The sequence below is a fragment of the Limnobaculum zhutongyuii genome, from assembly GCF_004295645.1.
In the GTDB taxonomy this organism is placed as follows: Bacteria; Pseudomonadota; Gammaproteobacteria; order Enterobacterales; family Enterobacteriaceae; genus Limnobaculum; species Limnobaculum zhutongyuii.
The window spans coordinates 684,328-708,177 of record NZ_CP034752.1; the positions used below are offsets into that span (position 1 = coordinate 684,328).

Genomic DNA, 23,850 nt, shown 5'->3' on the forward strand with positions numbered 1-23,850 from the left:
AGTAATTAAGGGAGATTATTATGTCTGAACATGCATCGTTAATTTTAACCAACGGTAAGTTTCATACCGTTGACCGTACTCAACCCCTTGCCAGCGCTGTTGCAATTAAAGCGGGCAAATTTCTTGCGGTAGGTAGTGACGCAGAAGTGATGCGTTATGCGGGAGAAGGAACATCGGTAGTGGATCTGAAAGGTCATACGGTGATTCCGGGTTTAAACGATTCTCACCTCCATTTGATTCGCGGCGGTCTGAATTACAATCTTGAATTACGCTGGGAAGGGGTTCCTTCATTAGCGGATGCGCTAAGAATGTTAAAAGATCAGGCGGCCAGAACACCATCACCTCAGTGGGTGCGGGTAGTTGGCGGTTGGTCTGAGTTTCAGTTTGCGGAACGCCGTATGCCTACGCTGGAAGAGCTTAATGAAGCGGCTCCGGATACGCCGGTTTTTGTTCTGCATCTCTACGATCGCGCCTTGCTAAACCGTGCGGCATTACAGGTAGTTGGGTATACCAAAGATACGCCAAACCCTCCCGGCGGTGAAATTCAGCGTGATGATAAAGGCAACCCGACCGGCATGTTGATTGCGCGTCCTAATGCGACCATTCTTTATGCCACGCTGGCAAAAGGGCCAAAATTACCGCTGGAAGCGCAAATTAATTCCACGCGGCAGTTCATGCGTGAACTTAATCGCCTTGGTTTAACCAGCGCCATTGATGCCGGTGGTGGTTTTCAAAACTATCCCGAGGACTACCAAATTATTGAGCAGTTGGAAAAAGAGAACCAACTCACGGTGCGTATCGCTTATAACCTGTTTACCCAACGGCCTAAACAGGAATTGGATGATTTCGAAAAATGGACAGATATGTTGAAACCGGGAAGCGGTAGTGATTTTTACCGCCATAACGGTGCCGGTGAAATGCTGGTGTTTTCTGCCGCGGACTTTGAAGATTTTCTGCAGCCACGTCCTGATTTACCGCCGGGTATGGAAGATGAACTGGAGCGCGTGGTTCATCATCTGGTGGAGAACCGCTGGCCGTTCCGTTTACATGCCACTTATGATGAATCAATCAGTCGTATGCTGGATGTGTTTGAGAAGGTTAACCGGGAAGTTCCGTTTAACGGGCTGCACTGGTTCTTCGATCATGCTGAAACCATCAGCGAGCGAAATATCGATAGGGTGAAAGCATTAGGCGGCGGTATTGCCGTGCAGCATCGAATGGCGTTTCAGGGAGAATATTTTGCTGAACGCTATGGTAAAGAGGCGCTGGAGCATACGCCTCCGGTAGCCAAAATGCTGGCTGCCGGCGTGCCGGTAGGTTTGGGGACCGATGCCACACGGGTTGCCAGCTATAATCCATGGACCGCGCTTTACTGGCTGGTTTCTGGCCGTACCGTTGGCGGTATGGAGATGTACAGCAGCAATAATAAGCTGTCACGCGATACTGCATTAGAGCTCTGGACCGCAGGTAGTTCATGGTTTTCCAGCGATCAGGGTAAGAAAGGGCAGATCAAGGCCGGGCAGCTGGCTGATTTGGCGGTGTTATCTAAAGATTACTTTAGCGTGGCAGAAGAGGAGATTAAAGGTATTGAGTCAGTCATGACGGTGGTAGACGGTAAAATAGTCTATGCCACCAGTACTTTTGCTCCGCTATCGCCACCGGCATTACCGATTCTGCCGGACTGGTCACCGGTTTCACTGGTTCCGGGCCATTATCGCCCGGCACCACCGGCCGCCAGCAAAGTGGGAATGTTCGCTCAGGTGCATCAATGTTGTGGGCCTTGTCAGGTGCATCAGCATCAGCACAATATTGCCAGAGGCTCATCGATTCCGGTATCGGACGAAGGGGCGTTTTGGGGAGCGTTAGGGTGTTCTTGTTTTGCGTTTTGAGTGTGGTAGCGTTTGTTTGAATTGGTTTTAGTGTGTATTCCGGCCGTAAAAACGATATTGCTCATATCACCTTTGTGCTCGGCCGGAAGACCATCTGTATTTAGCTAAGGAGTGCTCCGGGCCTAGATTCCCTAGGGGCGCTCCGGCAGCTAAAGCTGCTACGACCCCAACGGCAATCTCTCCCTCCGATTGGCTATGCTAAAACATAAAATTGAATCATCTGGCTTTGTCAGCAGTTTAAGGGACGCAATTTTGCGTCCTTTCTGTTAACTAAAAACTAATGCTGGCAGCAGCGTTTACCGCCGTGTTGGTGGCAGCCTTCGGTTTTTTCGCCGGTTTCATGCTCTTCGCCATGGTGGCAACCACATCCGCCGGACTCTTTTTTGGTTTCATAGTTTGCCGAACGGCGACCCTGTGATGAGTCTGTCAGGGCGGTTAGGGGCAGGGTTTCAGAGGCACCTGGTACCTGAGTATCTAACTGGCTATGGTCGATTTGAAACACTTCCAGATTACGATCCAGCAATTTGCCGAGCATGCGCTCACCAATATTGCGGGTGATGACGCGTTCTGTTTTTTGTTTGCCAAGCAGGTTGAGTAGGGCTTTTTTACCGGCACAGCCCGATTCACGAGCGGGGTTGATATGGTGGCATATCACACGGCCTTCACCGTTGATAAAGATAAAGCTGTCTGCTTTGGTAAAGTGTCCGGCAATGCGGTCATGGCTAATGGGTACGGCAGTTATCATGGTTAGTTTTCCTTCTCTATTTTTTCATCTTCAATTTTTCGGTTCATCAGCAGCGCCTTGCCCTGGCTCAGGCATTCCACCACTTTAAATCGTCCGGCTTTGAGCACGTTGGCCAGCGTTTGTCGGGAAACGCCCATCTGTATCGCTGCTTCCTGCTGTTGCATGCCGAGATAATCAACCAGACGAAGCGCTTCAAATTCGTCGTCATATAGCTGTACTTCATCCAGTAAACGCATCGGGATACCGTTGGGTTTAAAACAGCTGTTAGCGGGCTGGCCGCAGATTTTTCGGGGGATTTTTGGTCTCGACATAGGGGCTCCTGATTGGCATATGCCATATACTTTACTCTTTGTTTATGGCTTATGCTATAAATTATGTGTGGTTTTTTGAGGCGAGGGAATTGATGTAATCTGTTGTTGATGTTTTTATTTGTTTGAGAATTTATATTTCAGGTATAGCTATTGATAGTATTTATGGTGAGTAAAATTACTAAATATAATTAGTTATATTAAGTTATTATATTTTTTTATAATAGACTAATGTCTTAATATTTCCATGAATATATTAATCTTAGATAATTAAATTATTTGTAAATGAGATTACTTCTTTATTTTTATCTTACTGATTGGTTTCTTTATGAAAATTATTATTGTTTTTTAAATTTAACTTTTTATTTATAAAGTAATTTAAGTTAATTTAGAAACGATTCTTTTATTTTAATAAATGAGTATCTAAAAAGTCCATTATAATAATTTTGATATAACAATCGATCTGATTAGTATTTGTAAAGCCTGACTTTATCTTTGATGATATATAATTAATTTAATTTAACTTATATAGTTGGCGCTTTACCTATATTGATTGTTTTCTTAATAGAAAGGATACATTAATGACAATATATACAACTCCAATTAGTCTTACCGGTAATAAAGATATTGATTTTTTAATATATGGGCTTAATAAGCTAGAGCCTTCAGAAGGAACAAATACTTATACATGGGGTTTTTCCAATTTCGGCCGGGCGGCAACAGCAGATCTCCATGGTGATATTACTTCAGATTCATCTAAAGGCTATATGAGATATGCTACACAGCAAATGAGTAATATAGCAAATGTCAATTTTAAAGAGATAGATTCATCTACTGGTTTATCCAAAGATATTTTGGTCTATTCACCAGCCCAAAATGCATCTTATGAAGGGATTGCTGTATCAAATGATGGTGCGAAGTATGCTGAACTGGAATATAAAAATTGGGTAGATGGTTCACCAGTACCTAACTGGAATACCGCGGGGCATGAATTAGCACATGTTATGGGTCTTTCTCACCCTCATAAATTAGTTGATGGTCAGTGGGTAGATGATCCTCGTAGACCTGAGTTTAATCGTATTGATACAGTAATGTCTTATAATACAGGACTAGAGGATCCATATGATAAAAATGGTCCGCGACTAATAGTTAGAGATGCGAAAGGAGATTTTCTCTCATATGCATACACTAAAACTTATGGCATTTATGATATTCAAGCTTTACAGTATATCTATGGTGCTAATTATGACTATAACTCTAAAGATACAGTTTATTCATATAATCCTGAAACGTTGAATTTCTTTGAAACTATTTGGGATGGTGGTGGTAACGATACGATTGATGTTTCTGCTTTTAAAAATGGTTCTGATATTAATTTAAATGGCGGAACCCGGAGTTCTGTCTATTTAGAATTAACAGAAAAGCAGGAAGGAATGAATGCATATAATGGTAAGGATGCTATTGGTATTGCTTATGGTGCCAATATTGAAAATGCTAACGGTACTCAAGGTAATGACATTATATATGGTAACGAACTGAATAACGTTATTAATGGAAATAAAGGGAATGACACGCTGTATGGTGGTGCCGGTAATGACACCTTAAACGGTGGTGATGGCGATGATATACTGTATGGCGATGAAGGCGATGACGTACTTTCTGGTGGTTCAGGCAATAATATTCTGTATGGTGGTGCCGGTAACGATACATTGATTTCTACTGGGAATGATAAACTATATGGTGGTGATGGTAACGATCGCTATGAAATATGGGGGCCAGAGCTGCCAGTTATTATTGAAGGGGTAAATGGCGGGCACGATAGAATAGATTTTAATGTAATGAAAGCCATTAGCTATATTATGCCAGATAATGTTGAAGATATTAGCCTGAATACTATGTTAGACTATAATATCAATATTGAAGGAAATAGCCTGAATAATTTTATTAACGGTAACTTTGGTAATAATATTCTAGTTGGTGGCAAGGGAAATGATGTATTACAGGGATATAAAGGTAGTGATACCTACATTTTTAATAAAGGGGATGGGCAAGATACTATCTGGGAATATAATAATAAGTCAGTACCTGTAACAGATACTGATGTTTTAGTATTTACTGATATTTCTGTTGATCAATTATGGTTTACTAAAAGTACATCTTGGGGTTCAGAATCATTAACGATAAAAGTACTTGGCACAACAGATCAAGTGAAGGTGGAGGGGTGGTATACCAATAACGCCAAACTGGAACAAATAAAAACCCAGGATGGTGTTACATTATCCATCAATCAAGTTGAGTCTTTAGCCGACATCATGGCCAATCAAACCATGCCAACCGCAAGCAACTCCTCAATTATCGATGACTACTTAGCCCATGCATCCATGATGGTCGCTTAATAGCTATCCGGCGGATAAGTCCATTTGATTTATCCGTTTACCAGACAAGCAGCACTGCCCTAAAGCAAGTGCTGCTTTTTGTTTTTATGGTATTAATCATAATTAATAATACTCGTCGATAAACCCCTGCAAACCCCACCGCAATTTTCAAATTTTTGCGGTACGGTGCGAAAAGTTTTCATTCTTTGGTGAATTCCGGCGATTGGGCATTGACCCTTTAGCGGTGCCTATATACCGTAATATGACTGTCTGCGAATAAAAGCGGGCGGGTTAAAATAGCGAAACCCCGCAGTGGTGGAACACATACGGGGTTTCTGACCACAACGTTACAGAGACTAACATCATGGCTATTGAGAAGCATACCCAAACTCACCCTGAATTTATACCTCACCCTCGATCCAGTTTCAGATCCGGATCGAAAAAACGATCCTCGTTTTCAGCAAGTTGCCTGAGAAATGGAGGTTGTCATCATGTTTGATGCTACCGATATCGCCCCAAAGGATCCGCTGGAGCTAGCGGAGCAGTGTATGGCTCTTGCCAGTGCGGTGATTCATAGTGAGCAGGCTGCTGTGAAGGAGTCACTACAGTTTATTCTGCATGAAAAGATGGCAGCCTTGTTCAGTGCGCTTAACCAGCTTGAGACGTGATAGTTTCAGATGTGATAACGACTTCCTGATTGGGAAGCCGTTATCGTTTAGCCGTTGTTGTTTCACTCGTTCTGAGTTACAGCAACAAACTCTTCTACAGGATCAAGATTAATCACCCGATCGGCGCTCTCAATAGTTGAAAGGCGATGGGCAATAAATATCCGTGTCACTTTTAGCGCCGAAATTGCCGCGTTAATATGCGCTTCATTGGCGGTATCCAGATGGCTGGTGGCTTCATCAAGAAACAGCAAACTTGGCCGACGATACAGAGCACGAGCGATCAGCAGGCGCTGTTTCTGTCCGCCGGACAGGCTGCCGCCCAGCTCGGTGATCAGCGTTTCATATCCCATTGGCATACGCATGACCTCTTCATGAATATTGCAGTATTTGGCACACTCAACTACCCAGTCGGCATCTTTTTGCGCTTCAAAACTGGAAATATTATCAGCGATGGAACCGGCGAAAAGTTTGTCATCCTGCAATACGCAAGCGATATACCTGCGGTAATTGTTAACGCCGACTTTGTTGATATCAATACCGTTAGCAAGCACTTCTCCCTGAGAGGGGGACAGTAATCCCGCCATTACTTTCATTAGCGTGGTTTTACCAATGCCTGATGGACCAATGATAGCGACATTTTCTCCCGGCTCTATCTCCAAATTCAGATTAGAAAAAATAGGTGCCGACAGATTGTCATAACGAAACTCAACATTGCGAACTTCAAAGCCCAGCGGCTGATTCTCAGGAAATATCATATTGTTGGGCTGGGTAATCTCCGGCTCAGAGAAGACAATATCGGTGATACGTTCACTGTGCAGCGATAGCATTTTCAATTCCAGCGCCAGATTAATCAGGTTAGCTGAACGCTCAGAGAACTGACCACGATAAGCGTTAAATGCCACGAACATTCCCAGCGTCATATGTCCGTCGATCACCATGGATGCGCCCAGCCACAAAATAACCACTTGATCCACCATGCCCAGCAGCGTATTCATACCGCCAAATACCATATCTAACTTGGTAAGACGGATATTGGCATTGGTGGTATCGATATTCAGATTGAGCCAGTATTGCCCCCGGGTGGAGGTTAGCCCCAGCGCTTTTAGGGTACTGATGCCATACAGCGTCTCCATAAAGTGGGAGTTAGCTTTTGCACCTTTGATAATTTGCTCTTCTGATGCCTGTCGATAGTATTGATAGGTGGAAAGACGCAGGATCATATATAGCACGGTAAAGCCCAGCACCACCCATACCAGCCAGCCGCCGTACAGCAGCATCATAATAAAGACGCCAATGGCCATCAGACTGTCGATAATGCTGCTGACTAAATTATGGGTCAGCGTGGTGCGAATGGTATCCAGCGAACTAAAGCGGGATTGAATATCGCCCAGCTTACGTTTTTCAAAGTAAGCGAGGGGAAGCTTCATTAAATGGTCGAATAGACCGGCTTTCCACTGTACGCCAACCAGTGCCTCCATCACTAAGGAGGTCCAGGAGCGCAGCATACCAACAAAGGTACGGAACAAAATAAAGAACAGTAAACCCAGACAAATCAACCCCAGCAGATCGTGATCCTCTGCCAGAATGACATGGTCCATGACGAGCTGAGTCCCTACCGGTATCAGCAAATTAACCGCTTCGATAACGATGGAAAGAGCAAACACCTTAATCAGGAATCCTTTCAGACCCTCGATATGGCTCATCATGCTCCATAGGCTTAAACGACTGGTTTGGTTGTAAGGAACAAACTCATTGCCCGGCCAGAGTTCTAATGCCACGCCGGTGAAGTGCTGTGACATCTCCTGCTCGCTGACAACCCGCCGGCCAAACGCCGGATCGTGCAGAACAAACTTATTGCGCTTAACCGCCACCAAAACCACAAAGTGGTTTAAATCCCAGTGCAGAATGCAGGGGGTTTTGAGTTGATTTACTTCATTGAGATCCAGCGTTAATGCCCGGCTTTTCAGATTGATCTCAGAAGCCGTATTGATAACCACACCCAGCGTGGCGCCGTGGGATGAAATACCAAAGCGACGTCGCAAATTGAACAGATCGACGTTCATCCCATAATAGCGACAGATCATTGCCAGACAGGCGAGGCCGCATTCTGCTGCTTCGGTTTGCAGTATCTGAGGGACTTTTTTTCGCATGCTAAAATTCAGGCTTTCTAGCAGATGAGTGAAGGTTACCTTATCCATTTACAGGCCCCGTTATGCTCTTTTTGATGTCGTAAAAAGGCGAAAGCATCCATTGGTACAGGGGGCGTTTCTCCAGAAACAGGGTGGTTTGTGCTCTCATGCCGCTGGTTAAACGCAGCTCTTTGTTGGCTAACATAAAGTGGTGGCTGTCCAGCGCCACAATGACTTTATAGTAAGACTGATCGATCCCACCGCTTGCTGCACGAGGTGCACTGCTGTAGGTGGACATTTCCTGAGCGGAAGCCGGTACTGCCGAAACGGTTTGAACCGTTCCCGGAAATTGACCAAATTTCTGATAAGGGAAAGCATCATAGCGAATATTGATGCGGTCGCCTGGCGATACATAAGGCAGGCTGTTGTTAGGCAACCAAAGCACCAGATAATAGGCGTTAATACTGGTGGGAATTAACTGTGCCAGACTATCGCCCGGATTAACCATTTGCCCCTCGGTGACACTCAGTGACTCTATTTTGCCGTCGCTGGGAGCATTAATAATCAGCATTCCGGCGGCATCGGCTTCGGTTAACTGGCGCTGTAATTCATTGAGCTGATACTGGTATTGCGCTATCTGGTTATCAAAATCGGCGGCACTGGTGGTTAGTTCGCTTTGCAGATTGCTGATCTTCAGGTTTTCCTGAATGATTTGGGTGTTTAATGCCTGATAGGAACTCTGTTGCTGGTAATAGAGATAACGCTGGTTGTTAAACTGTTCTTTATTCACCAGACCCTGCCGTTGATACTCTTCATAATTCTTCATGCTTTGACGCATCTCTTCCATGCCCTTTGCGGCATTAGCAACCAGAGACTGGGATTTTTTATTTGCGGCTTCGGATTGAGCGATTTGCTGTTTTATATTTTCCTGCGTTGCCTGCTTATTCTTTTCCAGCTTGGCAATAATGCTCTCAACATGAACAATTTGCTTTTCAATGGCTTCAGTCGTGTGAATCGTGACATTACCCGAACGGGCGATACGGCTAACGTCTAATTGATATAGTGCTGTGCCTTTGGTGACTTCAATGCCGGCATCAACCAATAGCTTTGAAATAAAGCCTTGTTGCGGCGCAAAGATGTTAATCGCCCGGGGCTGAGTGACTATTTCACCATCGACGTTGATACGGCGGGTATAATGACCAAAGGTTAACGATATGACTAAAACGATAATAAAGAATGCAGAGGCGCAGGCAATAATCCATGCGGGATAACCGGTAATCAGCAGTGCAGTACCCGACCACTTGGCCTTTTGATGTTCAATCGCTTCCTGGCGAAATAAACGACGCTTTTCCATGTCTGTATATCCTGATTGTCAATTAAGACATCTCGGTGATTTAGCGCGAAAAATACAAAAAGCAAAAATGAGAGGCATGGTGCCTCTCATTATTCTTCAATAAATAATAATGAGAGGCATGGTGCCTCTCATTATTATTTATTGAAGAATAACGATTACTTACGGCCGAACAGGCTGCCAAGATTCTTCAGGAAGCCGCCGATTACGGTAACGCTAGCTTCAACAACTTGACCGATACCTGTACCTAATTTGGTACCAGCAGCAGTAGCCGTGCTGCCTTTAGTTGCTGCATCAACAACAGCACCAATACCAGTACCTAAAGCGGCACCTGCATCAGTAATAAAACCAGCACCAGATACTTCTTCTACTTCATGGCTATGTAATTCACGCATTGTAAAAATCCTTATTTAAAAGCGATAAATAAATACTTAATGATTAATTGATAAGATAACGCTTGAATGTAAGTTAAATAACTAAATATATAAGCGAATGCTTATCAGTGGCGATGCTAATAGTTAAGTGGACGATTGTCAATTAGCGAAATAAATAGTGTTGATTATTTTAACTATTGTTTTCTATTGTTTTTATTAGTGTTTTTTGTTTTTTTAATCATGTTGATTTTTTGTTTTTTAATTTATGGTTTTTGTTTCTTTATTATTTTTATCATAATGATTTTAGTAGTTTGTTTCTATTTTTAATTTCCAATTAATTTCTATTTAATTTTTTATTTCAGGAAAAAATTGCTGTTATAGGTTTAGTTATTTTATTTATATATAGGGACGTTTATTTGTGATTTGTGTCTTTTTTGAGCAAAAAGAGGAGATCTATATTGAAATTAATAGTCAATTAAAAGCCGCCAGCGGAGGGCTATGCAGTAATTATTATATCTAATTATTTTGATTGAAATTATTACAAAAATGACAGTAGAGGGAGGGAATGTTTACATTAATTTATTTCATTAACTAATAATTAACCTTGTATTAATTATTTTTATTTAATTAGTTAACTATCCATATTATTTTTATTCATTATTTTAATTATATCAATTATATCAATTATATCTTTCTTTTTATTTTCTATTTTTAAATTCATATATAACTTATTGAATTAAAATAAATTTATTATAATTTCCACCTAATTGATTTTTAATTGAATGTCCAAAGTGTTGCTATTAGAGCATTTGTAAATTAATATGTACAACACAATTGATATTTAAATAAGACACGTTTTTGATCTATTATAATTTTGTCTTTAATAGAAGCATCTTTACAAATATTTAATTATCACCAGGGACTTCGTATAATTTCAGGGAGTTATTATGATCCAATTTCGCCATTATCTTGCTTTCACAGCACTCTTGAGCGCACCTCTTTCTGGCCATGTGTTTGCTGGCCAACCTGATGACTACTGTAGTAGCTACGGTTGTTCGTTTAATGATCAAACCGATAACGTTCTGGATTTTACCGGACACTCGATATTTATTGATAATAACTATTGGATTGAGAATTACTCTGACTCTAATCAGCGCTTTCTGGTTAATAATCTGAATATCAAAGATACCAATATCAATGCGGAATGGTATGACGATGAAAGAGACTACAATGAGCTGATTTATGTTTACAGTGATTCATATGGAAATCCTGATACAGGCGGTATTACACTGGATTCCTGGGATGTCAATATTACTCAAAAGATCAACACGTTATTCTCTCTTGAGTCTAATCTGAACAATACCAGTGCTCAAAAGGCGGAACTCATTTCTCTGGTTAACTCCAATATTAATGTAGATGCGCATTCAGTTTTTGTTTTAAGGCCTTATAGCCAGGAAGACGTTACCGTTGATAACATCAATCTCTATTCGATTGTTGATTCAACCATCATTAATAATAAACAACATATTTCAGATAATGATGGCGCTATTGATTCGGAATATTTGACAACACGTTTAGGTAGCATATTCACGATTAATTCGCATAACGATTGGCTTGATCGTAATCAGCAAAACTTAACCGCTAACCTGAATATCGTTGGTAGTACGCTGAAAGCAGAGACTCTGGCAGGTATCGAGCTTGGCGAGTCAAGTGGCTGGACAGATCGTAACAACGCCTTTGCCATCAATTTAACCAACAGCAACGGTCAGTTTAAAAACTTGTTAACTCATGTTGGAGAGTATACTACTGAAGGCGATCTTGATCGGGATGAGTTTCAGGTCAACTTAGACAACTCTGTTGTGACTGCCGGTATATACAGCGAACGTCACGGTGGGCTGCGTTTAACCAATACTTCTTTGTCATTAAATAACGGTTCTGTTTTTAACTATTTAGGTGATTGTACAGATACCTGTAACCGTTATGCCATGGAAGAGAATGAGCAAACGGGTATCAAAACGCCACACTATGATGATTCCTATATTCATCAAATTAATATTAACGGTGGTTCCACCTTTGCCTTCTCTCCGGTAGGGGCATTTAAGCACTTATACGTTGATGAAATGAATTCAGACGGTACTGCTGTTATCGCTATGAACAGTGATGTATCAACCCTGAGTGGTGACTTGCTGGATATTAAACAGGCCACGGGTAAGTTTAACGTGGTCATTCAGGACAGCGGGAATGAGCCAACCAGTCAGGATAGTTTAGCGCTGATTTATGTCGCTAAAGGCGAAAGCGGCCAGTTTCTGTTAAATGATGGTAATGGTGTTGATATTGGCGCCTATGTTTACGACCTGAAGTCGGCACAAAGCGGTGATCGTTATACCTGGTTTATGGCACAGCAAAGTGCCGCGGTGGTGGATCCTGAGCCAACTCCGACGCCAGATCCTGAACCGGGCGAAACGCCGGATCCCGTACCAACACCAGATCCTGAGCCAACTCCGGAGCCGGGTACCGATCGTCCTAAAACCAGCCCATCAACCGATGGTGTGTTGAGTATGGCTTCTGCGACCCAGTTCATTTTCAACGAAGAGTTGGATAACTTACGTCTGCGCCGCGGTGACATCACGCGTAACAATAGCGAAGGTGCTAACGCATGGGGCCGTGTTCTGAACAGCAGCCTGCGGGTGAATGGTCCTGAAAATTCAGCCTACAAGCTTTACCGTAGCGGTATGGAGCTGGGAGGCGATAAAGCATTTGATATTGGCAATGATAAGCTGATGATTGGTTTAAGTGCCTCTATGTCGGATAACCGTGTGAAGCACGCTCGCGGTGGTAACAGTGATATTAATGCTTATACCGCCGGTATCTATGCCACCTATGTAACAGAGAATAACTTCTATATTGATGGTCTGGTGAAGTACTCTCATTTTGATAATGAACTGCGTGTGAAAACCACTAACGGCTCACAAGCCAATGCTGACTACAAGCAGAACGGTTTGGGTGCTGCGTTAGAAATGGGTTACAAGCATCAGTTTGCTAACTCGCCATATGGCCTGTTTGCAGAACCTTACGGTCGTATGAGCTATCTGACCATTGAAGGGAAATCATTCCGCTTTAATAACGGTATGAAAGCTAAAGTTGACGATCAGAAGTCTCTGTTAGGGGAAGTCGGCGTTTCGTTTGGTGCAGAGTTTGCCTTAAACGATAAGGTTATCCTGAGCCCGTACATTAAAGTGGCTGCAGAGCATGAGTTTATCTCGGATAACGATGTGTATATCAATGAGATCCATAAGTTCACTAATGATTACTCCGGTACTGCGGGTAAGTATGGCGTAGGGGTGAATCTGGCGGTAAACAATCATACCTCTGTTTATGCCGAAGTGGATTACGTGAAGGGCCGTGATATTGAGTCGCCAATGAAGGCAAATATCGGCTTTAGAATTAACTTCTGATAGTCGTTTATTGATTGAAATTAAAGGCCATCCGTGAGGATGGCCTTTTTGTCTGATGTGAATCAGAGGGTCAGCGTTATTTTCTAAACCTATTAGGTCCAGTCAAAGGTAAACAGCACAATCTTATCAACCGGATCGTAAAATAGCAGAACGCCATCGGCCCCGGTATCGCAGTAAGAGTATGAGGCCAGCCAGCCAATCAGATGAAAGCGTCGGCCATCTTCAGTGAGTGGGTAGGCATTTTCATCTCCGTCGCTTCCTGTCTCGTACTCCAGAGGGAAGCCATCACACCAGTTTCCAACGCTTGGCTCTGAGCCAATATCATCAACCCAGGCCTGTGGGTTATCTGTCTGGTCCCAGGGGTTAAGCATGCCGTGTTGCAGATAGAATGCTTTCGCTTTTTCAAGACCCTGTTCACCATCTTCATAGTATTCAGCAAGATCGCTGTCTTCACGTCCTTCCAGATAGAAATAGCGAAAATCACCGAGAAAGGTATAGCGATCGTTTTCCAGACGAAATGCCAGCCAGTTTTCCCGGTTGTAATAGTCATGATATTCGGTGGTTCTACCGCCAATCATGCCTTCATAAGGCTCTTTTGGGCTAATAAAATGAATTTTACCAGACCATTCAGGATTGATTGCGGCAAGGTCGAGGGTTAACAGCGGTAACAGATGACGGCGATGGGCTTTAATATCACCCGCGAAAACCTGTTCAGCCGATGGGAACGGCGTCATAAAAGGTAGTAGGTCTTTGACATCCTGCAAATGTAACTTTTTAGCGCTACTCATATACTGATTTCCTGTTCAGCATGGGGTTGCGGTTAATATAGCAAGAAAATATGGTGACAGGAGAGAGGAAAAATGGCTAAAAATAGTCGGACAGTTCAGCCCCATATTGTTGGTTGTTGACCACTTTTGTAGAGGGTTACCACATCCTGCTGCCGGTTAACGTTGAAAAAGACTAACCATTGGTATTTTTTATCAATGATATAAAACTGAGGTTCAGATGCACCCGAGGAGAGATATAGCAGTTCTCTCAAGGCGTTTTTTTGGCAGTCATAAATCTGACATTCCGCACCCATTGGTGGGTTCATCAGTAGCAGCCAGTAATTCACATTTTCCGGTAATTTAACGATTTCTTCCTGATAGAGTGTTTTTGTCGGACAGGTTTTTATCAGTTCTCTGTTTTTGATTTTCGTAGCATCAAGTTTATGAGAGTAGATATCCTCCTGAGAAAAATGGAAGAAGGTTTGAGCGATAGTGGCGATGATATTTTTCCCCCGCCAGAAAGGGTCATTAAACTGAGGGGCAGGGTACTGCTGTTTGAGGCGGTGGATTTTTTCTTGCCAGTACATTTTTAGAGTCTCTTGTGTGGGGAGGCTGCTTTTTTATCAATACTAAAATAAGCTGGAGTCAGGTGGTAGTAGTTAATGAATAACGCAAGGAATGTATATGCTAAGAACTATCAGTGTTGATATTGATGACAGGCTTGACGACTTTGTGAAACGGATGATTGCTGATGGGCGTTATAGCTCGGTTAATGAAGTGGTGTGCTCGGCGCTTCGCTTGTTGGAACAAAGAGAAGCTCGGGTGAGTGAGTTAAGAGATTTAGTGCTTGCTGGAGAAGAGAGTGGGGAAAGTACGTTGAGTTTGCGTGATATTGCTGTACGGGAAAAGCAGAGGTATGGCGTATAAAGAATGGTTGATGAAAACCTCAAAAAGCAAAAACCCGCCAAAAGGCGGGTTCTTAAATGATGGTGCCCGGACTCGGAATCGAACCAAGGACACGGGGATTTTCAATCCCCTGCTCTACCGACTGAGCTATCCGGGCAGTGGAGCGACATTAAACCGGATTACGTGCCGAAGGTCAAATACTTTAAACCAGTAAGGCTATAAAACTGAGCTAACTGGCTTTTTTTCCACCAGTTCTGCCGTTAACTTAATGATTTTCAGACCAGCAGAGTAGCGGAATAAATCATGCTTCAGGCTCGGGTTGCTAATAAAAATCCATTATTAGTCTGTATACTGCGCGATTCAAATGATAACGAAGGGTTATCATTGATAATGATGAATGTCTGATTGGCAAATTGATGTTGCTTCAATATCCGCTAATCTAATGGTAATGAAACATCACAGGCATTTGGCCTGCGCGATACAAGATGGAACTCTCTAAAGTATGAATGATGTACTGCAAATTATGCACTTGATTGGCCTTGGGTTGGTGCTGCTGATCCCATTGACCAACCATTTAACTTCGGTAGCACTGTTTCTCAGCCTGAGCGGCGATATGAGCCGTGAAGAGCGTCATAATCAGGCCATGATGGCCTCATTCTATGTGTTCCTGATTCTGGTTATTGCGTTTTTCTGTGGTGAGCTGGTAATGCGGCTGTTTGGCATCTCAATTCCTGGTTTGCGTATTGCCGGTGGATTAATTGTGGCCTACATCGGTTTCAGAATGCTGTTTCCTCCTGCACATCCGCCTAAACCAGAAAAGATCGAGGGCGAAGAGACAAAGGTATTGAAACCCACCACTCAAAGCATCGCTTTTGTTCCTATTGCCATGCCGAGTACCGCCGGGCCGGGTACCATTGCTATGGTTATCTCTGCGGCTTCAACTTGGCATCAGGTAGGAAACTACAGTGAATGGATGGTCTATACCGCCGTAGTGTTAACCGCAGTGATATTATCGCTGGTGCTATGGGGATGCTTACGTAGTTCCGATTTGATTATGAAAGGCGTAGGTAAAAGCGGTATCGAAGCCATCTCTCGGGTTATGGGCTTCCTGTTGGTATGTATGGGAGTACAGTTTATGATTAATGGTGTCTTTGAACTGATTAAAACCTACCCGGGTGCATAATCGATTCAATCCAAAGAATAAATTGGTTACATAAGTAATCAATTTATTTATCCGGTGAAAGGCGTGTTGAAAGCCCGTTTCATGAACGATACTATAGGCTCACTTTAATCATATTTGTCGATCGGAACGACAAAACAGACCTCAGATAAATACGGGAAGATGTCATGGAGAAGTGTCAAAAGTGTGGGAATATGTCGGTCAACGACAACGGTGAGTGCGTTGTTTGTGATGAGTCGGCATCCGTCAATCCTTATGCAGTTTCAGCTGCGGTTACCGATAGTTTTCCTATCGATGATATTTCCTCTACTCCTGAAGCAGAGGAATATTCAAAAATATTTGTTGGTAGCAAATACTACTCCTTCTTTCCCCATGGCCGTGACATTCCTAAAAGCTGGAACTGGGCGGCATTTTTTATCGGCGTATTCTGGTTCATTTATCGCAAAATGTATCTGTATGCCGCGATTTATCTGGGGCTTGGTTTCCTGTTGACCGGCATTCAGTCAATGCTGGGCGTATCCGAAGTGATTACCAACGCTATCAGTATCGGCATGGGAGTCGGGGCCGGTATCCTGGCTAACCGTCTGTATAAACAGCATATGGATAAGAAAATTGCTGAAACGCTGGCGGTTGCTCAAAAATCAGAAATCATTCCGGCACTGAAAGCCAAAGGTGGAACAAATCTGGTTGGTGCACTGGTTGCGTTTGGTATTTTGTTCGCCATTATTATTATGTCGATGTCGGCAATGGGGATTTAAACAACTCCGTTTTCGCCACAATAAAAATGCCGCTTATGCGGCATTTTTATTGGTAACAATATCGTTAGATCAAAAAGAATATCACCGTCAGTATCAGGAACAGCGGTATCAGAATACCGAATGACCACTTCATATAGCCGAAAAAGCTTGGCATTGCGATGCCGCTTTGCGTAGCAATACTCTTCACCATAAAGTTTGGCGCATTACCAATATAGGTCAGCGCTCCCATAAATACCGAACCCATAGAGATTGCCAGCAGCGTTTGCTGTAGTGGGCCCATCAGCGTTGCGGCATCACCGGCGGCCAGATTGAAGAACACCAGATAGGTTGGTGCATTATCCAGGAATCCGGACAGCGCACCCGACAGCCAGAAGTACATGGCGTTGATTGGTGCACCCTCTGAGTCAGAAACCATGGCAACCAGTCCCGCCATGTGCCCATCTTGTCCTGCCCGTAGAATAGCCAGTACCGGGCCGATAGTAATAAATATACCGGCAAACAGCTTGCCCACTTCCAGAATTGGCTCCCAACTGAACTGATTGGCAGAGCGAACCTGTTTAGCGGTTAACATCATCGACAGAGCGGCAATCACCAGTAGCAGAATGTCACGAGTGATATTCTGTAATTCCATATGCACACCCAGTACGTTGAACTCCACGCCAGACTTCCAGAAGCCGGAGAGTAAAACGCTGCCAACTACCGCCAATAGCAGAATAAAATTAAATTTACCGTACAGGCGTAATTTAGAATCGGGGGTTGGATCGTGCGGCAGAATCTCATCTTCACGTTTGTAATAGTGGTTATCCACCAGATAGAACAGAGCAAGCAATACCAGAGTACTGATTAAAACCGGTAGCAGCATATGTTTAGCGGTCCAGAAAAAGTCGACGCCTTTCAGAAAACCAATAAACAGGGGAGGATCTCCCAGCGGTGTAAGACCACCACCGATATTAGCCACCAGGAAGATGAAGAAAATAATTACATGCACCCGGTGCTTACGGTTATCGTTTGCTCTGATAAGAGGACGAATCAGCAGCATCGCCGCTCCGGTGGTTCCCATCAGCGAGGCAAGAATTGCACCAATGGCCAGCAGGGCGGTATTTAATTTAGGTGAACCGTGCAGGTTACCTTTAACTAAAATGCCGCCAGATACGGTAAACAGGGCGAACAGCAAGATAATAAAAGGAATATATTCTGCCAGAATGGCGTGAGCGACTAATCCGATACTGGTGCTCATGCCAAATGTGATGGCAAACGGAACCAGAAACAGTACCGACCATAAGGCAGTGATTTTGCCAAAATGGTGATGCCAGATAGTCGGGATCACCAATGGGCAGAGTGCAATCGACAACAGAATACCAACAAATGGAATACCCCATCCCAGACTCAGTGTTGAACCATCAATATCTGCAGCAAAACTGGCGGCAGGTATCATCAAGCCAGACAAAAGGCATAATAGTTTTAATAATAGTGGACGGGACATTAGCGGTTGCTCCGGTAACCAACATATAAAAGTGAAAAAACGTTTCAGTATTTGAGCAAAAATCAGGTGCCGCTGTCAAAATACTGGCTGCGTCAGGTTGTTAGCGGTGGAGAATATAGTTCGTTGCTAATAACAATCTGTAAAATATATGACTTGATGAGACAAACGCTTTGGGATGAAGCGATTGATACCTGTCGTTGATCATATTTTTACAACTCGTTGCTGAGATTATTGATATTACCAAAGCAACGAGTTAATGACTTATCTCATCAGATTTTTATCAATCAAGGATGTTGATATCGACAGTACTATAAGAACCATCAGGCAGCATCATTAGTGTCATATCTGCTCTTTGGCTATGATTTAACACCCGTTGAACGTTCAGGGCGTCTGACGTTTCAAAGAAGTTTTCTGCATCCTGATGGCTTAATCCACCTTTCATTTTTCGTTCAATCAGGCGCTGCTTCAGGTTTTCTATTGGGCTGGTAATAAAGATACTGTAATCACACAGGGCGAGCAGCTCCTGCCAGCCGGGTTCTTTCAGCAATAACCAGTTGCCTTCAATGACCAGAATAGGCGATGTAACCTCAATGGCATCCTGTAGCGGATCGTGAAGATTACGGTCATAAGCAGGCCAACGGGCGTCCGGTTGCTGTAATGTTGCGAGATAGTCTTTCAGCAGGCCCAAATCGAAGGTTTCTGGTGCACCTTTACGGGCCCGAAGGTTATGCTCATCCAGATAGCTGTTATAACGGTGAAAACCGTCCATAGGCAATCCCTGCAGGTCCTTTAGCGCCATATCCTGACGGGACAGGATTTGCCAAAAGCTGGTCAGAGTTGATTTACCAACACCGGGAGGCGCAGCCAGAAACACAATCAGACGCTGTTTTTTGCGTCGTTGGAATTCGGTCAACATCCGCAGCAAAGGCAGATGAAGATCCCGTATATCCTTATCCGGAAATGTGGCGATATAGCTGAGGCCATTAACATCTAATTCCACATTCATCAGTATATTCCTTTAATACTGCTGTGACGGAGACTCTTCTGACGTCACGGTGTGATTGTTGAGTGATTGAAAAACGTAAACAGAATAATATCAGGTTTTATACGTTTGCCTACGATGGCGTAAACCCATTAAAAAAACCGGCAATATCTGTTATTTGCCGGTTTTATTTGTCATCAATCTGATAATTAATCAGATTGATGACAAGGCGAGATAGTTCAGTTTTATGTTTTAAAGAGACTAATCGTTGGGAGAGACGGGTGTTGGGGTCGACTTGGCGTAAGCCAACGAAGTGCCCCTAACCCGGCTAGGCCCAACGTACTCCGTAGCCAAGTACTGATTGTCTTCCGGCCGTACTCGATGGTGATATAAGCCATTTTGCTTTTACGGACGGAATATCCGTTGATGTTGATTTATTAGGTTTGTCAGTAGATTAATAAATCTGAGATCACTCTTGATTATTTTGTTGCTTATCATCTAATTCACGTTGTTGTGCGGCCATTTTCTCACGCTGACGTTTTTGCCAGAAGATAACGATAGCAACGGCGACAACGATGCCGATAATCTGCGGTAAGCTGATACCACCCATAACATGATTCCTTATTGTTGAATTTATGCCGCTGGCAGACTTAACTGACAGCGGCATGAGCGGATTATCTCCGATAGTTCTTCTGTGCCGTATTCACTTTATTCAGGTAATTACGTGATTCCGCCGATGGATGCTTGGTGGTCAGTGTTTCATACACATCACCCGGCGACATACGGTTAATCACATCCGGCGCTTTATTGCGATCGCTGGAGAATACGCGTAATACGCTACCGGCACCACCGTTATAGGCGGTAATAACCGCATAACGGCGCGATGTAGGGTTAGTAATTCCACCCAGATAGCTGTTTTGCAGAATCGACAGGTAAGCCGTACCGGTATCAATATTGCTTTCCGGATCGAACAGGAAGTTACGACTCGGCTGTCCTGATTTACCCTGCATTTTAAAGACATCACGACCGGCGGTATGTTGCATTACCTGCATCAGCCCCAGAGCGTCGGAACGGCTGACGGCATAAGGGTTAAAGCTGGATTCGGTCTGCATAATTGCCAGAATCAGCGACTCTTTAACGTTATATTTACGCGCCGCTTTACGCACCAATGGCAGGTATTTATGGGCCCGCTTATCAAGGTGGTTGGCAACCAGAGGAATATCCACCGACCAAATTACCCGCAGTCCGGATGAACGCTTCTTCAGCTTCGTCTGGATGATATAGTCGGCAAAATGCGTGGCGCGCCATTGCCAGCGAATAGTATTGCCATCCTGATCCAGTACCTGACCATACAGGAAAGGTTCTTTACTGATCTGAATATCGTTAGCGTCGGAATAAAGATCGGTGGTTTGCGGATCTTCGCCCATCAATAAAGTGGTAATAATCGCCTGACGCAGACTGGCTTCCGGGTTCTCTGTAGCCAGCGTTTCCACGGTAATCACACCGGCATCGAAGTTAATATGGCTACGAGTACGATACTGATCGGTATATTTCACATAGTCTTTAGGACCCGCGATCAGGACTTCATGCATACCCCAAATGTTCTCGACGTTATGGGCAAACTGGCCCATCAGAATATCGAACGCATTGGTGTCTTTAATATATTTATCGTCATCCTGAGGTTTTTTCTTACTGCCGCCTCCACACGAGACCAGCAACGGCGCTATCAGCAGTAGCGCACAGATTTTTTTTAAATTAATGATCATTTTTTAATGGCGCATTATTCAAAACAAAGATTATTGGCTTGGTGGTGTGTAACCATCGATGTGGACATCTTTACCTTCAAACAGGAAATTGACCATTTCCTGTTCCAGTAATTTGCGGTGTTCCGGGTCCATCATATTCAATTTCTTTTCATTGATGAGCATGGTTTGTTTACTCATCCATAGCGCCCATGCTTCTTTCGAAATCTCGTTAAAAATCCGTTTGCCTAATTCACCAGGATAAAGCTGGAAGTCTTGCCCGTCGGCTTCTTTTTGCAGGTAAGTACAGAAAATGGTTCTGCTCATGCTAATCCTCGTGTTCATTTTTAAGCTGATTAAGTAATCGTTCAACTGGCGTTGCCAGCCCGATGGATGGCGGTTGGCTCAGGTTGTACCATATACCCTGACTCTGTTCCTGACAGCGCTGACCGGGCACCATATTAAGCAACATCGGCGTAATATCCAGGTGGAAATGGCTGAAAGTATGGCGAAAAGCCGTCTGCTGTTTTAAATCACCGACAGACATTTCCCGCTGTTCCAGCCAGTGGGTCAGCGAGCTCCAATCGCTAAACTGTGGGAAGCAGTAAAGACCTCCCCAGAGCCCGACATCCGGTCGTTGTTCCAGCCAGACTTTATCATTGTTCTTAAGTAACAGGAACCATGTGTTTTTCTCCGGTATTTTTTGTTTTGGTTTTTTCCCCGGATACTCCGCCCAGCTCTGATTGGCATAGGCAATACAGCCTGAATTGAGTGGGCACAATTCACACTTAGGGCGAGAGCGAGTGCAAACCAGCGCACCAAGATCCATCATCGCCTGATTGAATTGCGCCACGCCCTCAGCAGGCGTGACTTCCGTACTGATATCCCAGAGGCGTTTTTCTACCTCTTTCTTACCCGGCCAGCTTTCTATGGCATAACAACGCGCGATGACCCGTTTTACGTTACCGTCAAGAATCGGATAGTGCTGATTCAGCGAGAGGGAGAGTATCGCGCCGGCGGTAGAGCGCCCAATGCCCGGCAAATCATGTACGGTGTCAAAATCCGTTGGAAAAACCCCCTGATGTTGCTGGGCAATGGTTTTTGCAGCTTTATGCAGATTACGCGCTCTGGCGTAATAACCAAGACCTGTCCAGAGGTGTAATACTTCGTCCGTTGGCGCTGCCGCCAGTGAGTTAATATCAGGGAACTGAGCAATAAAACGCTGAAAATAAGGGATAACGGTAGTGACCTGCGTTTGTTGCAGCATGACTTCAGAAAGCCAGACATGATAGGGTGTTTTTTCAATTTGCCAGGGGAGGGTCTTACGGCCAAACTTTTGGTACCAGTTCAAAACGGCCTGTGCAAATGGCTTTGCTTGCATCATATAAATGTGACATTTCTCGGAGAATAAAACAGATGGCGTGATTCCAGCACAGACATCAGCCAGAGTAAACCTTAACCTGAGATAATCACGCAGAATAACCCGAACGGTTTGTCGCGGATTGTTTAAGGATTAAGGCAATATAGGGTATGATGCCTGCCTGAAATTTTTATATTCATTATTAACAGCGGCCGGTATAAACAGAATTTTTTATGATTAACGATGTTATTTCCCCTGAATTTAATGAAGACGGCCGCGCGATGCGCCGCATTCGTAGTTTTGTTCGCCGTCAGGGGCGGCTGACAAAAGGCCAGCAATATGCGCTGGATAACTACTGGCCAGTAATGGGCGTAGAGTTTCAACCAGAAGCGCTAAACCTGTCGGAACTGTTTGGTCGTGAAGCGCCAGTCACTCTGGAAATCGGCTTTGGTATGGGGATGTCACTGGTCAAAATGGCGCAGGATAACCCGCAGCAGGATTTCCTGGGGATTGAAGTTCATAGTCCGGGGGTTGGAGCCTGTCTGTCCTCCGCTCATGAAGCGGGAGTCGGTAACTTACGGGTGATGTGCCATGATGCGGTTGAAGTGCTGGATAAGATGATCCCTGACGCTTCTCTGGATATGGTTCAATTGTTCTTCCCCGATCCCTGGCATAAAGCGCGCCACCATAAGCGCCGAATTCTTCAGACGCCGTTTGCTATGGCGATACTGAAAAAATTAAAAGTGGGTGGTGTTTTTCATATGGCCACCGACTGGGAAAATTATGCAGAGCATATGTTAGAAGTGATGAACGCGATTCCGGCATATCGTAATTTGTCGGTTGATGGTACTTATGTGCCACGTCCTGATTCTCGCCCGTTAACTAAGTTTGAGTTACGTGGCCATCGTTTAGGACATGGCGTATGGGATTTGATGTTTGAGAGGAGTGAATAATGGCACATCAACGTAGTCGTCGTTTACGTAAAAAAATGCGTATCGATGAGTTTCAGGAAATCGGATTTTTAATCAGTTGGGCATTTCCTGAAGGAACCGTAGTTGAGAAGATCGACGCAACAATTGATAACTTTATCAACGACGTGTTTGAAGCCCACGACCTCTCCTTTGAGGGCGGCGGCTATCTGAAGTGGGATGGTCTGGTATGCTTGCAAAAGATCGGTAAATGTACCGAAGAGCATCGTGGCATCGTGACGAACTGGCTGGAAGACAAAGGCATGCTGGATGTGAAAGCCAGTGAGCTGATGGATATTAACTATTACGAAGAGTAATGGTCACATCGGGGGAAATGCCTTCCCCCGATTGTTTTCAGTTTTTGGTAGGGTTGATAATCCCTATTATTGAACAGCTTTAACTAATCCTGC

The 23,850-nt window shown here is 44.0% G+C and carries 22 protein-coding genes and 1 tRNA gene; 9 read left to right on the forward strand and 14 right to left on the reverse strand.

The genetic code is table 11. The annotated features are described in order from the left end of the window. Window positions 1-20 precede the first annotated feature (20 nt). Complete coding sequence (locus EKN56_RS02585; RefSeq protein WP_130590377.1) at window positions 21-1,889, forward strand: amidohydrolase; 1,869 nt, start codon at window positions 21-23, stop codon at window positions 1,887-1,889. A 277-nt stretch (window positions 1,890-2,166) separates the two neighbouring features. Here the strand turns inward: EKN56_RS02585 and EKN56_RS02590 are convergent, their stop codons facing one another. Both EKN56_RS02590 and EKN56_RS02595 read right to left on the reverse strand, forming a co-directional pair. Next, complete coding sequence (locus tag EKN56_RS02590; RefSeq protein WP_130590378.1) at window positions 2,167-2,634, reverse strand: NifB/NifX family molybdenum-iron cluster-binding protein; 468 nt, start codon at window positions 2,632-2,634, stop codon at window positions 2,167-2,169. Window positions 2,635-2,636: 2 nt separating this feature from the next. Beyond that, window positions 2,637-2,945 carry a DUF134 domain-containing protein gene (locus tag EKN56_RS02595; RefSeq protein ID WP_130590379.1) on the reverse strand — a complete coding sequence of 103 codons (309 nt, stop codon included), beginning with the start codon at window positions 2,943-2,945 and terminating at the stop codon, window positions 2,637-2,639. 578 nt (window positions 2,946-3,523) lie between these two features. On the opposite strand from EKN56_RS02595, the gene EKN56_RS02600 reads away from it, so the two are divergent. Further along, window positions 3,524-5,338, forward strand: coding sequence for a M10 family metallopeptidase C-terminal domain-containing protein (locus EKN56_RS02600; RefSeq protein WP_130590380.1), 1,815 nt, complete (start codon window positions 3,524-3,526; stop codon window positions 5,336-5,338). 470 nt (window positions 5,339-5,808) lie between these two features. Beyond that, window positions 5,809-5,985 (forward strand): hypothetical protein, encoded by a 177-nt coding sequence (locus tag EKN56_RS20825; protein WP_168189586.1) that lies wholly within the window; start codon window positions 5,809-5,811, stop codon window positions 5,983-5,985. A gap of 62 nt (window positions 5,986-6,047) precedes the next feature. On the opposite strand, the gene EKN56_RS02605 is transcribed toward EKN56_RS20825, so the two are convergent. The 3 genes from EKN56_RS02605 to EKN56_RS02615 form a co-directional block, all read right to left on the reverse strand. Continuing rightward, the gene (locus EKN56_RS02605; RefSeq protein ID WP_130590381.1) at window positions 6,048-8,183 is read right to left on the reverse strand and encodes a peptidase domain-containing ABC transporter; all 2,136 of its coding nucleotides are present in this window, start codon (window positions 8,181-8,183) and stop codon (window positions 6,048-6,050) included. Beyond that, entirely contained in the window at window positions 8,176-9,468 is a 1,293-nt protein-coding gene (locus tag EKN56_RS02610; protein WP_130590382.1) for an HlyD family secretion protein, read from the reverse strand. Before EKN56_RS02610 ends, EKN56_RS02605 begins: the two co-directional genes overlap by 8 nt. A gap of 155 nt (window positions 9,469-9,623) precedes the next feature. After that, window positions 9,624-9,860 (reverse strand): hypothetical protein, encoded by a 237-nt coding sequence (locus tag EKN56_RS02615; protein WP_130590383.1) that lies wholly within the window; start codon window positions 9,858-9,860, stop codon window positions 9,624-9,626. Between the two features lie 926 nt (window positions 9,861-10,786). Between EKN56_RS02615 and EKN56_RS02620 the strand changes: the two genes are divergently transcribed. Further along, the gene (locus EKN56_RS02620) at window positions 10,787-13,294 is read left to right on the forward strand and encodes an autotransporter outer membrane beta-barrel domain-containing protein (RefSeq protein ID WP_130590384.1); all 2,508 of its coding nucleotides are present in this window, start codon (window positions 10,787-10,789) and stop codon (window positions 13,292-13,294) included. Between the two features lie 92 nt (window positions 13,295-13,386). On the opposite strand, the gene EKN56_RS02625 is transcribed toward EKN56_RS02620, so the two are convergent. Next, window positions 13,387-14,082, reverse strand: coding sequence for a hypothetical protein (locus EKN56_RS02625; RefSeq protein WP_130590385.1), 696 nt, complete (start codon window positions 14,080-14,082; stop codon window positions 13,387-13,389). A gap of 95 nt (window positions 14,083-14,177) precedes the next feature. Continuing rightward, entirely contained in the window at window positions 14,178-14,648 is a 471-nt protein-coding gene (locus tag EKN56_RS02630; RefSeq protein ID WP_130590386.1) for a DUF6756 family protein, read from the reverse strand. Window positions 14,649-14,745: 97 nt separating this feature from the next. On the opposite strand from EKN56_RS02630, the gene EKN56_RS02635 reads away from it, so the two are divergent. After that, window positions 14,746-14,988, forward strand: coding sequence for a type II toxin-antitoxin system ParD family antitoxin (locus tag EKN56_RS02635; protein ID WP_130590387.1), 243 nt, complete (start codon window positions 14,746-14,748; stop codon window positions 14,986-14,988). Window positions 14,989-15,048: 60 nt separating this feature from the next. Here the strand turns inward: EKN56_RS02635 and EKN56_RS02640 are convergent. After that, a tRNA-Phe gene (locus EKN56_RS02640) sits at window positions 15,049-15,124 on the reverse strand. A gap of 345 nt (window positions 15,125-15,469) precedes the next feature. Between EKN56_RS02640 and EKN56_RS02645 the strand changes: the two genes are divergently transcribed. Together EKN56_RS02645 and EKN56_RS02650 are read left to right on the forward strand one after the other, a co-directional pair. Beyond that, window positions 15,470-16,150, forward strand: coding sequence for a MarC family NAAT transporter (locus EKN56_RS02645; protein ID WP_130590388.1), 681 nt, complete (start codon window positions 15,470-15,472; stop codon window positions 16,148-16,150). 164 nt (window positions 16,151-16,314) lie between these two features. Then, window positions 16,315-16,905 (forward strand): DUF2628 domain-containing protein, encoded by a 591-nt coding sequence (locus EKN56_RS02650; protein ID WP_130590389.1) that lies wholly within the window; start codon window positions 16,315-16,317, stop codon window positions 16,903-16,905. Window positions 16,906-16,969: 64 nt separating this feature from the next. On the opposite strand, the gene EKN56_RS02655 is transcribed toward EKN56_RS02650, so the two are convergent. From EKN56_RS02655 to mutY, 6 genes are all read right to left on the reverse strand, one after another. Continuing rightward, window positions 16,970-18,388, reverse strand: coding sequence for a sodium:proton antiporter (locus tag EKN56_RS02655; RefSeq protein ID WP_130590390.1), 1,419 nt, complete (start codon window positions 18,386-18,388; stop codon window positions 16,970-16,972). A 280-nt stretch (window positions 18,389-18,668) separates the two neighbouring features. Next, window positions 18,669-19,394: a nucleoside/nucleotide kinase family protein gene (locus EKN56_RS02660; protein ID WP_130590391.1), complete on the reverse strand. Its 726-nt coding sequence runs from the start codon at window positions 19,392-19,394 to the stop codon at window positions 18,669-18,671. Window positions 19,395-19,839: 445 nt separating this feature from the next. Then, window positions 19,840-19,980, reverse strand: a complete 141-nt coding sequence (locus tag EKN56_RS20830) for a hypothetical protein (protein WP_168189587.1) — start codon at window positions 19,978-19,980, stop codon at window positions 19,840-19,842. A gap of 64 nt (window positions 19,981-20,044) precedes the next feature. Continuing rightward, entirely contained in the window at window positions 20,045-21,136 is a 1,092-nt protein-coding gene (mltC, locus tag EKN56_RS02665) for a membrane-bound lytic murein transglycosylase MltC (RefSeq protein WP_130590392.1), read from the reverse strand. Window positions 21,137-21,166: 30 nt separating this feature from the next. Continuing rightward, window positions 21,167-21,439, reverse strand: coding sequence for an oxidative damage protection protein (locus tag EKN56_RS02670; protein ID WP_130590393.1), 273 nt, complete (start codon window positions 21,437-21,439; stop codon window positions 21,167-21,169). 1 nt (window position 21,440) lies between these two features. After that, on the reverse strand, window positions 21,441-22,496 hold the full coding sequence (mutY, locus tag EKN56_RS02675; RefSeq protein ID WP_130590394.1) for an A/G-specific adenine glycosylase: 1,056 nt from the start codon (window positions 22,494-22,496) through the stop codon (window positions 21,441-21,443). Window positions 22,497-22,705: 209 nt separating this feature from the next. On the opposite strand from mutY, the gene trmB reads away from it, so the two are divergent. Together trmB and EKN56_RS02685 are read left to right on the forward strand one after the other, a co-directional pair. After that, window positions 22,706-23,425, forward strand: coding sequence for a tRNA (guanosine(46)-N7)-methyltransferase TrmB (gene trmB / locus EKN56_RS02680; RefSeq protein WP_130590395.1), 720 nt, complete (start codon window positions 22,706-22,708; stop codon window positions 23,423-23,425). Beyond that, window positions 23,425-23,757, forward strand: a complete 333-nt coding sequence (locus EKN56_RS02685) for a YggL 50S ribosome-binding family protein (RefSeq protein ID WP_130590396.1) — start codon at window positions 23,425-23,427, stop codon at window positions 23,755-23,757. The genes trmB and EKN56_RS02685 overlap by 1 nt, the downstream gene beginning before the upstream one ends. Window positions 23,758-23,850 lie beyond the last annotated feature (93 nt).

Excerpts from the sequence above, each read along its gene's own strand:
- mltC (WP_130590392.1), bottom strand. The coding sequence starts at position 21,136 with ATGATCATTAATTTAAAAAAAATCTGTGCGCTACTGCTGATAGCGCCG.
- EKN56_RS02635 (WP_130590387.1), top strand. The coding sequence starts at position 14,746 with ATGCTAAGAACTATCAGTGTTGATATTGATGACAGGCTTGACGACTTT.
- EKN56_RS02650 (WP_130590389.1), top strand. The coding sequence starts at position 16,315 with ATGGAGAAGTGTCAAAAGTGTGGGAATATGTCGGTCAACGACAACGGT.
- EKN56_RS02655 (WP_130590390.1), bottom strand. The coding sequence starts at position 18,388 with ATGTCCCGTCCACTATTATTAAAACTATTATGCCTTTTGTCTGGCTTG.
- EKN56_RS02620 (WP_130590384.1), top strand. The coding sequence starts at position 10,787 with ATGATCCAATTTCGCCATTATCTTGCTTTCACAGCACTCTTGAGCGCA.
- EKN56_RS02605 (WP_130590381.1), bottom strand. The coding sequence starts at position 8,183 with ATGGATAAGGTAACCTTCACTCATCTGCTAGAAAGCCTGAATTTTAGC.
- EKN56_RS02585 (WP_130590377.1), top strand. The coding sequence starts at position 21 with ATGTCTGAACATGCATCGTTAATTTTAACCAACGGTAAGTTTCATACC.
- EKN56_RS02590 (WP_130590378.1), bottom strand. The coding sequence starts at position 2,634 with ATGATAACTGCCGTACCCATTAGCCATGACCGCATTGCCGGACACTTT.
- EKN56_RS02600 (WP_130590380.1), top strand. The coding sequence starts at position 3,524 with ATGACAATATATACAACTCCAATTAGTCTTACCGGTAATAAAGATATT.
- EKN56_RS02670 (WP_130590393.1), bottom strand. The coding sequence starts at position 21,439 with ATGAGCAGAACCATTTTCTGTACTTACCTGCAAAAAGAAGCCGACGGG.
- EKN56_RS02685 (WP_130590396.1), top strand. The coding sequence starts at position 23,425 with ATGGCACATCAACGTAGTCGTCGTTTACGTAAAAAAATGCGTATCGAT.
- trmB (WP_130590395.1), top strand. The coding sequence starts at position 22,706 with ATGATTAACGATGTTATTTCCCCTGAATTTAATGAAGACGGCCGCGCG.
- EKN56_RS02595 (WP_130590379.1), bottom strand. The coding sequence starts at position 2,945 with ATGTCGAGACCAAAAATCCCCCGAAAAATCTGCGGCCAGCCCGCTAAC.
- EKN56_RS02660 (WP_130590391.1), bottom strand. The coding sequence starts at position 19,394 with ATGAATGTGGAATTAGATGTTAATGGCCTCAGCTATATCGCCACATTT.
- EKN56_RS02610 (WP_130590382.1), bottom strand. The coding sequence starts at position 9,468 with ATGGAAAAGCGTCGTTTATTTCGCCAGGAAGCGATTGAACATCAAAAG.
- mutY (WP_130590394.1), bottom strand. The coding sequence starts at position 22,496 with ATGATGCAAGCAAAGCCATTTGCACAGGCCGTTTTGAACTGGTACCAA.
- EKN56_RS02630 (WP_130590386.1), bottom strand. The coding sequence starts at position 14,648 with ATGTACTGGCAAGAAAAAATCCACCGCCTCAAACAGCAGTACCCTGCC.
- EKN56_RS02645 (WP_130590388.1), top strand. The coding sequence starts at position 15,470 with ATGAATGATGTACTGCAAATTATGCACTTGATTGGCCTTGGGTTGGTG.
- EKN56_RS20825 (WP_168189586.1), top strand. The coding sequence starts at position 5,809 with ATGTTTGATGCTACCGATATCGCCCCAAAGGATCCGCTGGAGCTAGCG.
- EKN56_RS20830 (WP_168189587.1), bottom strand. The coding sequence starts at position 19,980 with ATGGGTGGTATCAGCTTACCGCAGATTATCGGCATCGTTGTCGCCGTT.
- EKN56_RS02615 (WP_130590383.1), bottom strand. The coding sequence starts at position 9,860 with ATGCGTGAATTACATAGCCATGAAGTAGAAGAAGTATCTGGTGCTGGT.
- EKN56_RS02625 (WP_130590385.1), bottom strand. The coding sequence starts at position 14,082 with ATGAGTAGCGCTAAAAAGTTACATTTGCAGGATGTCAAAGACCTACTA.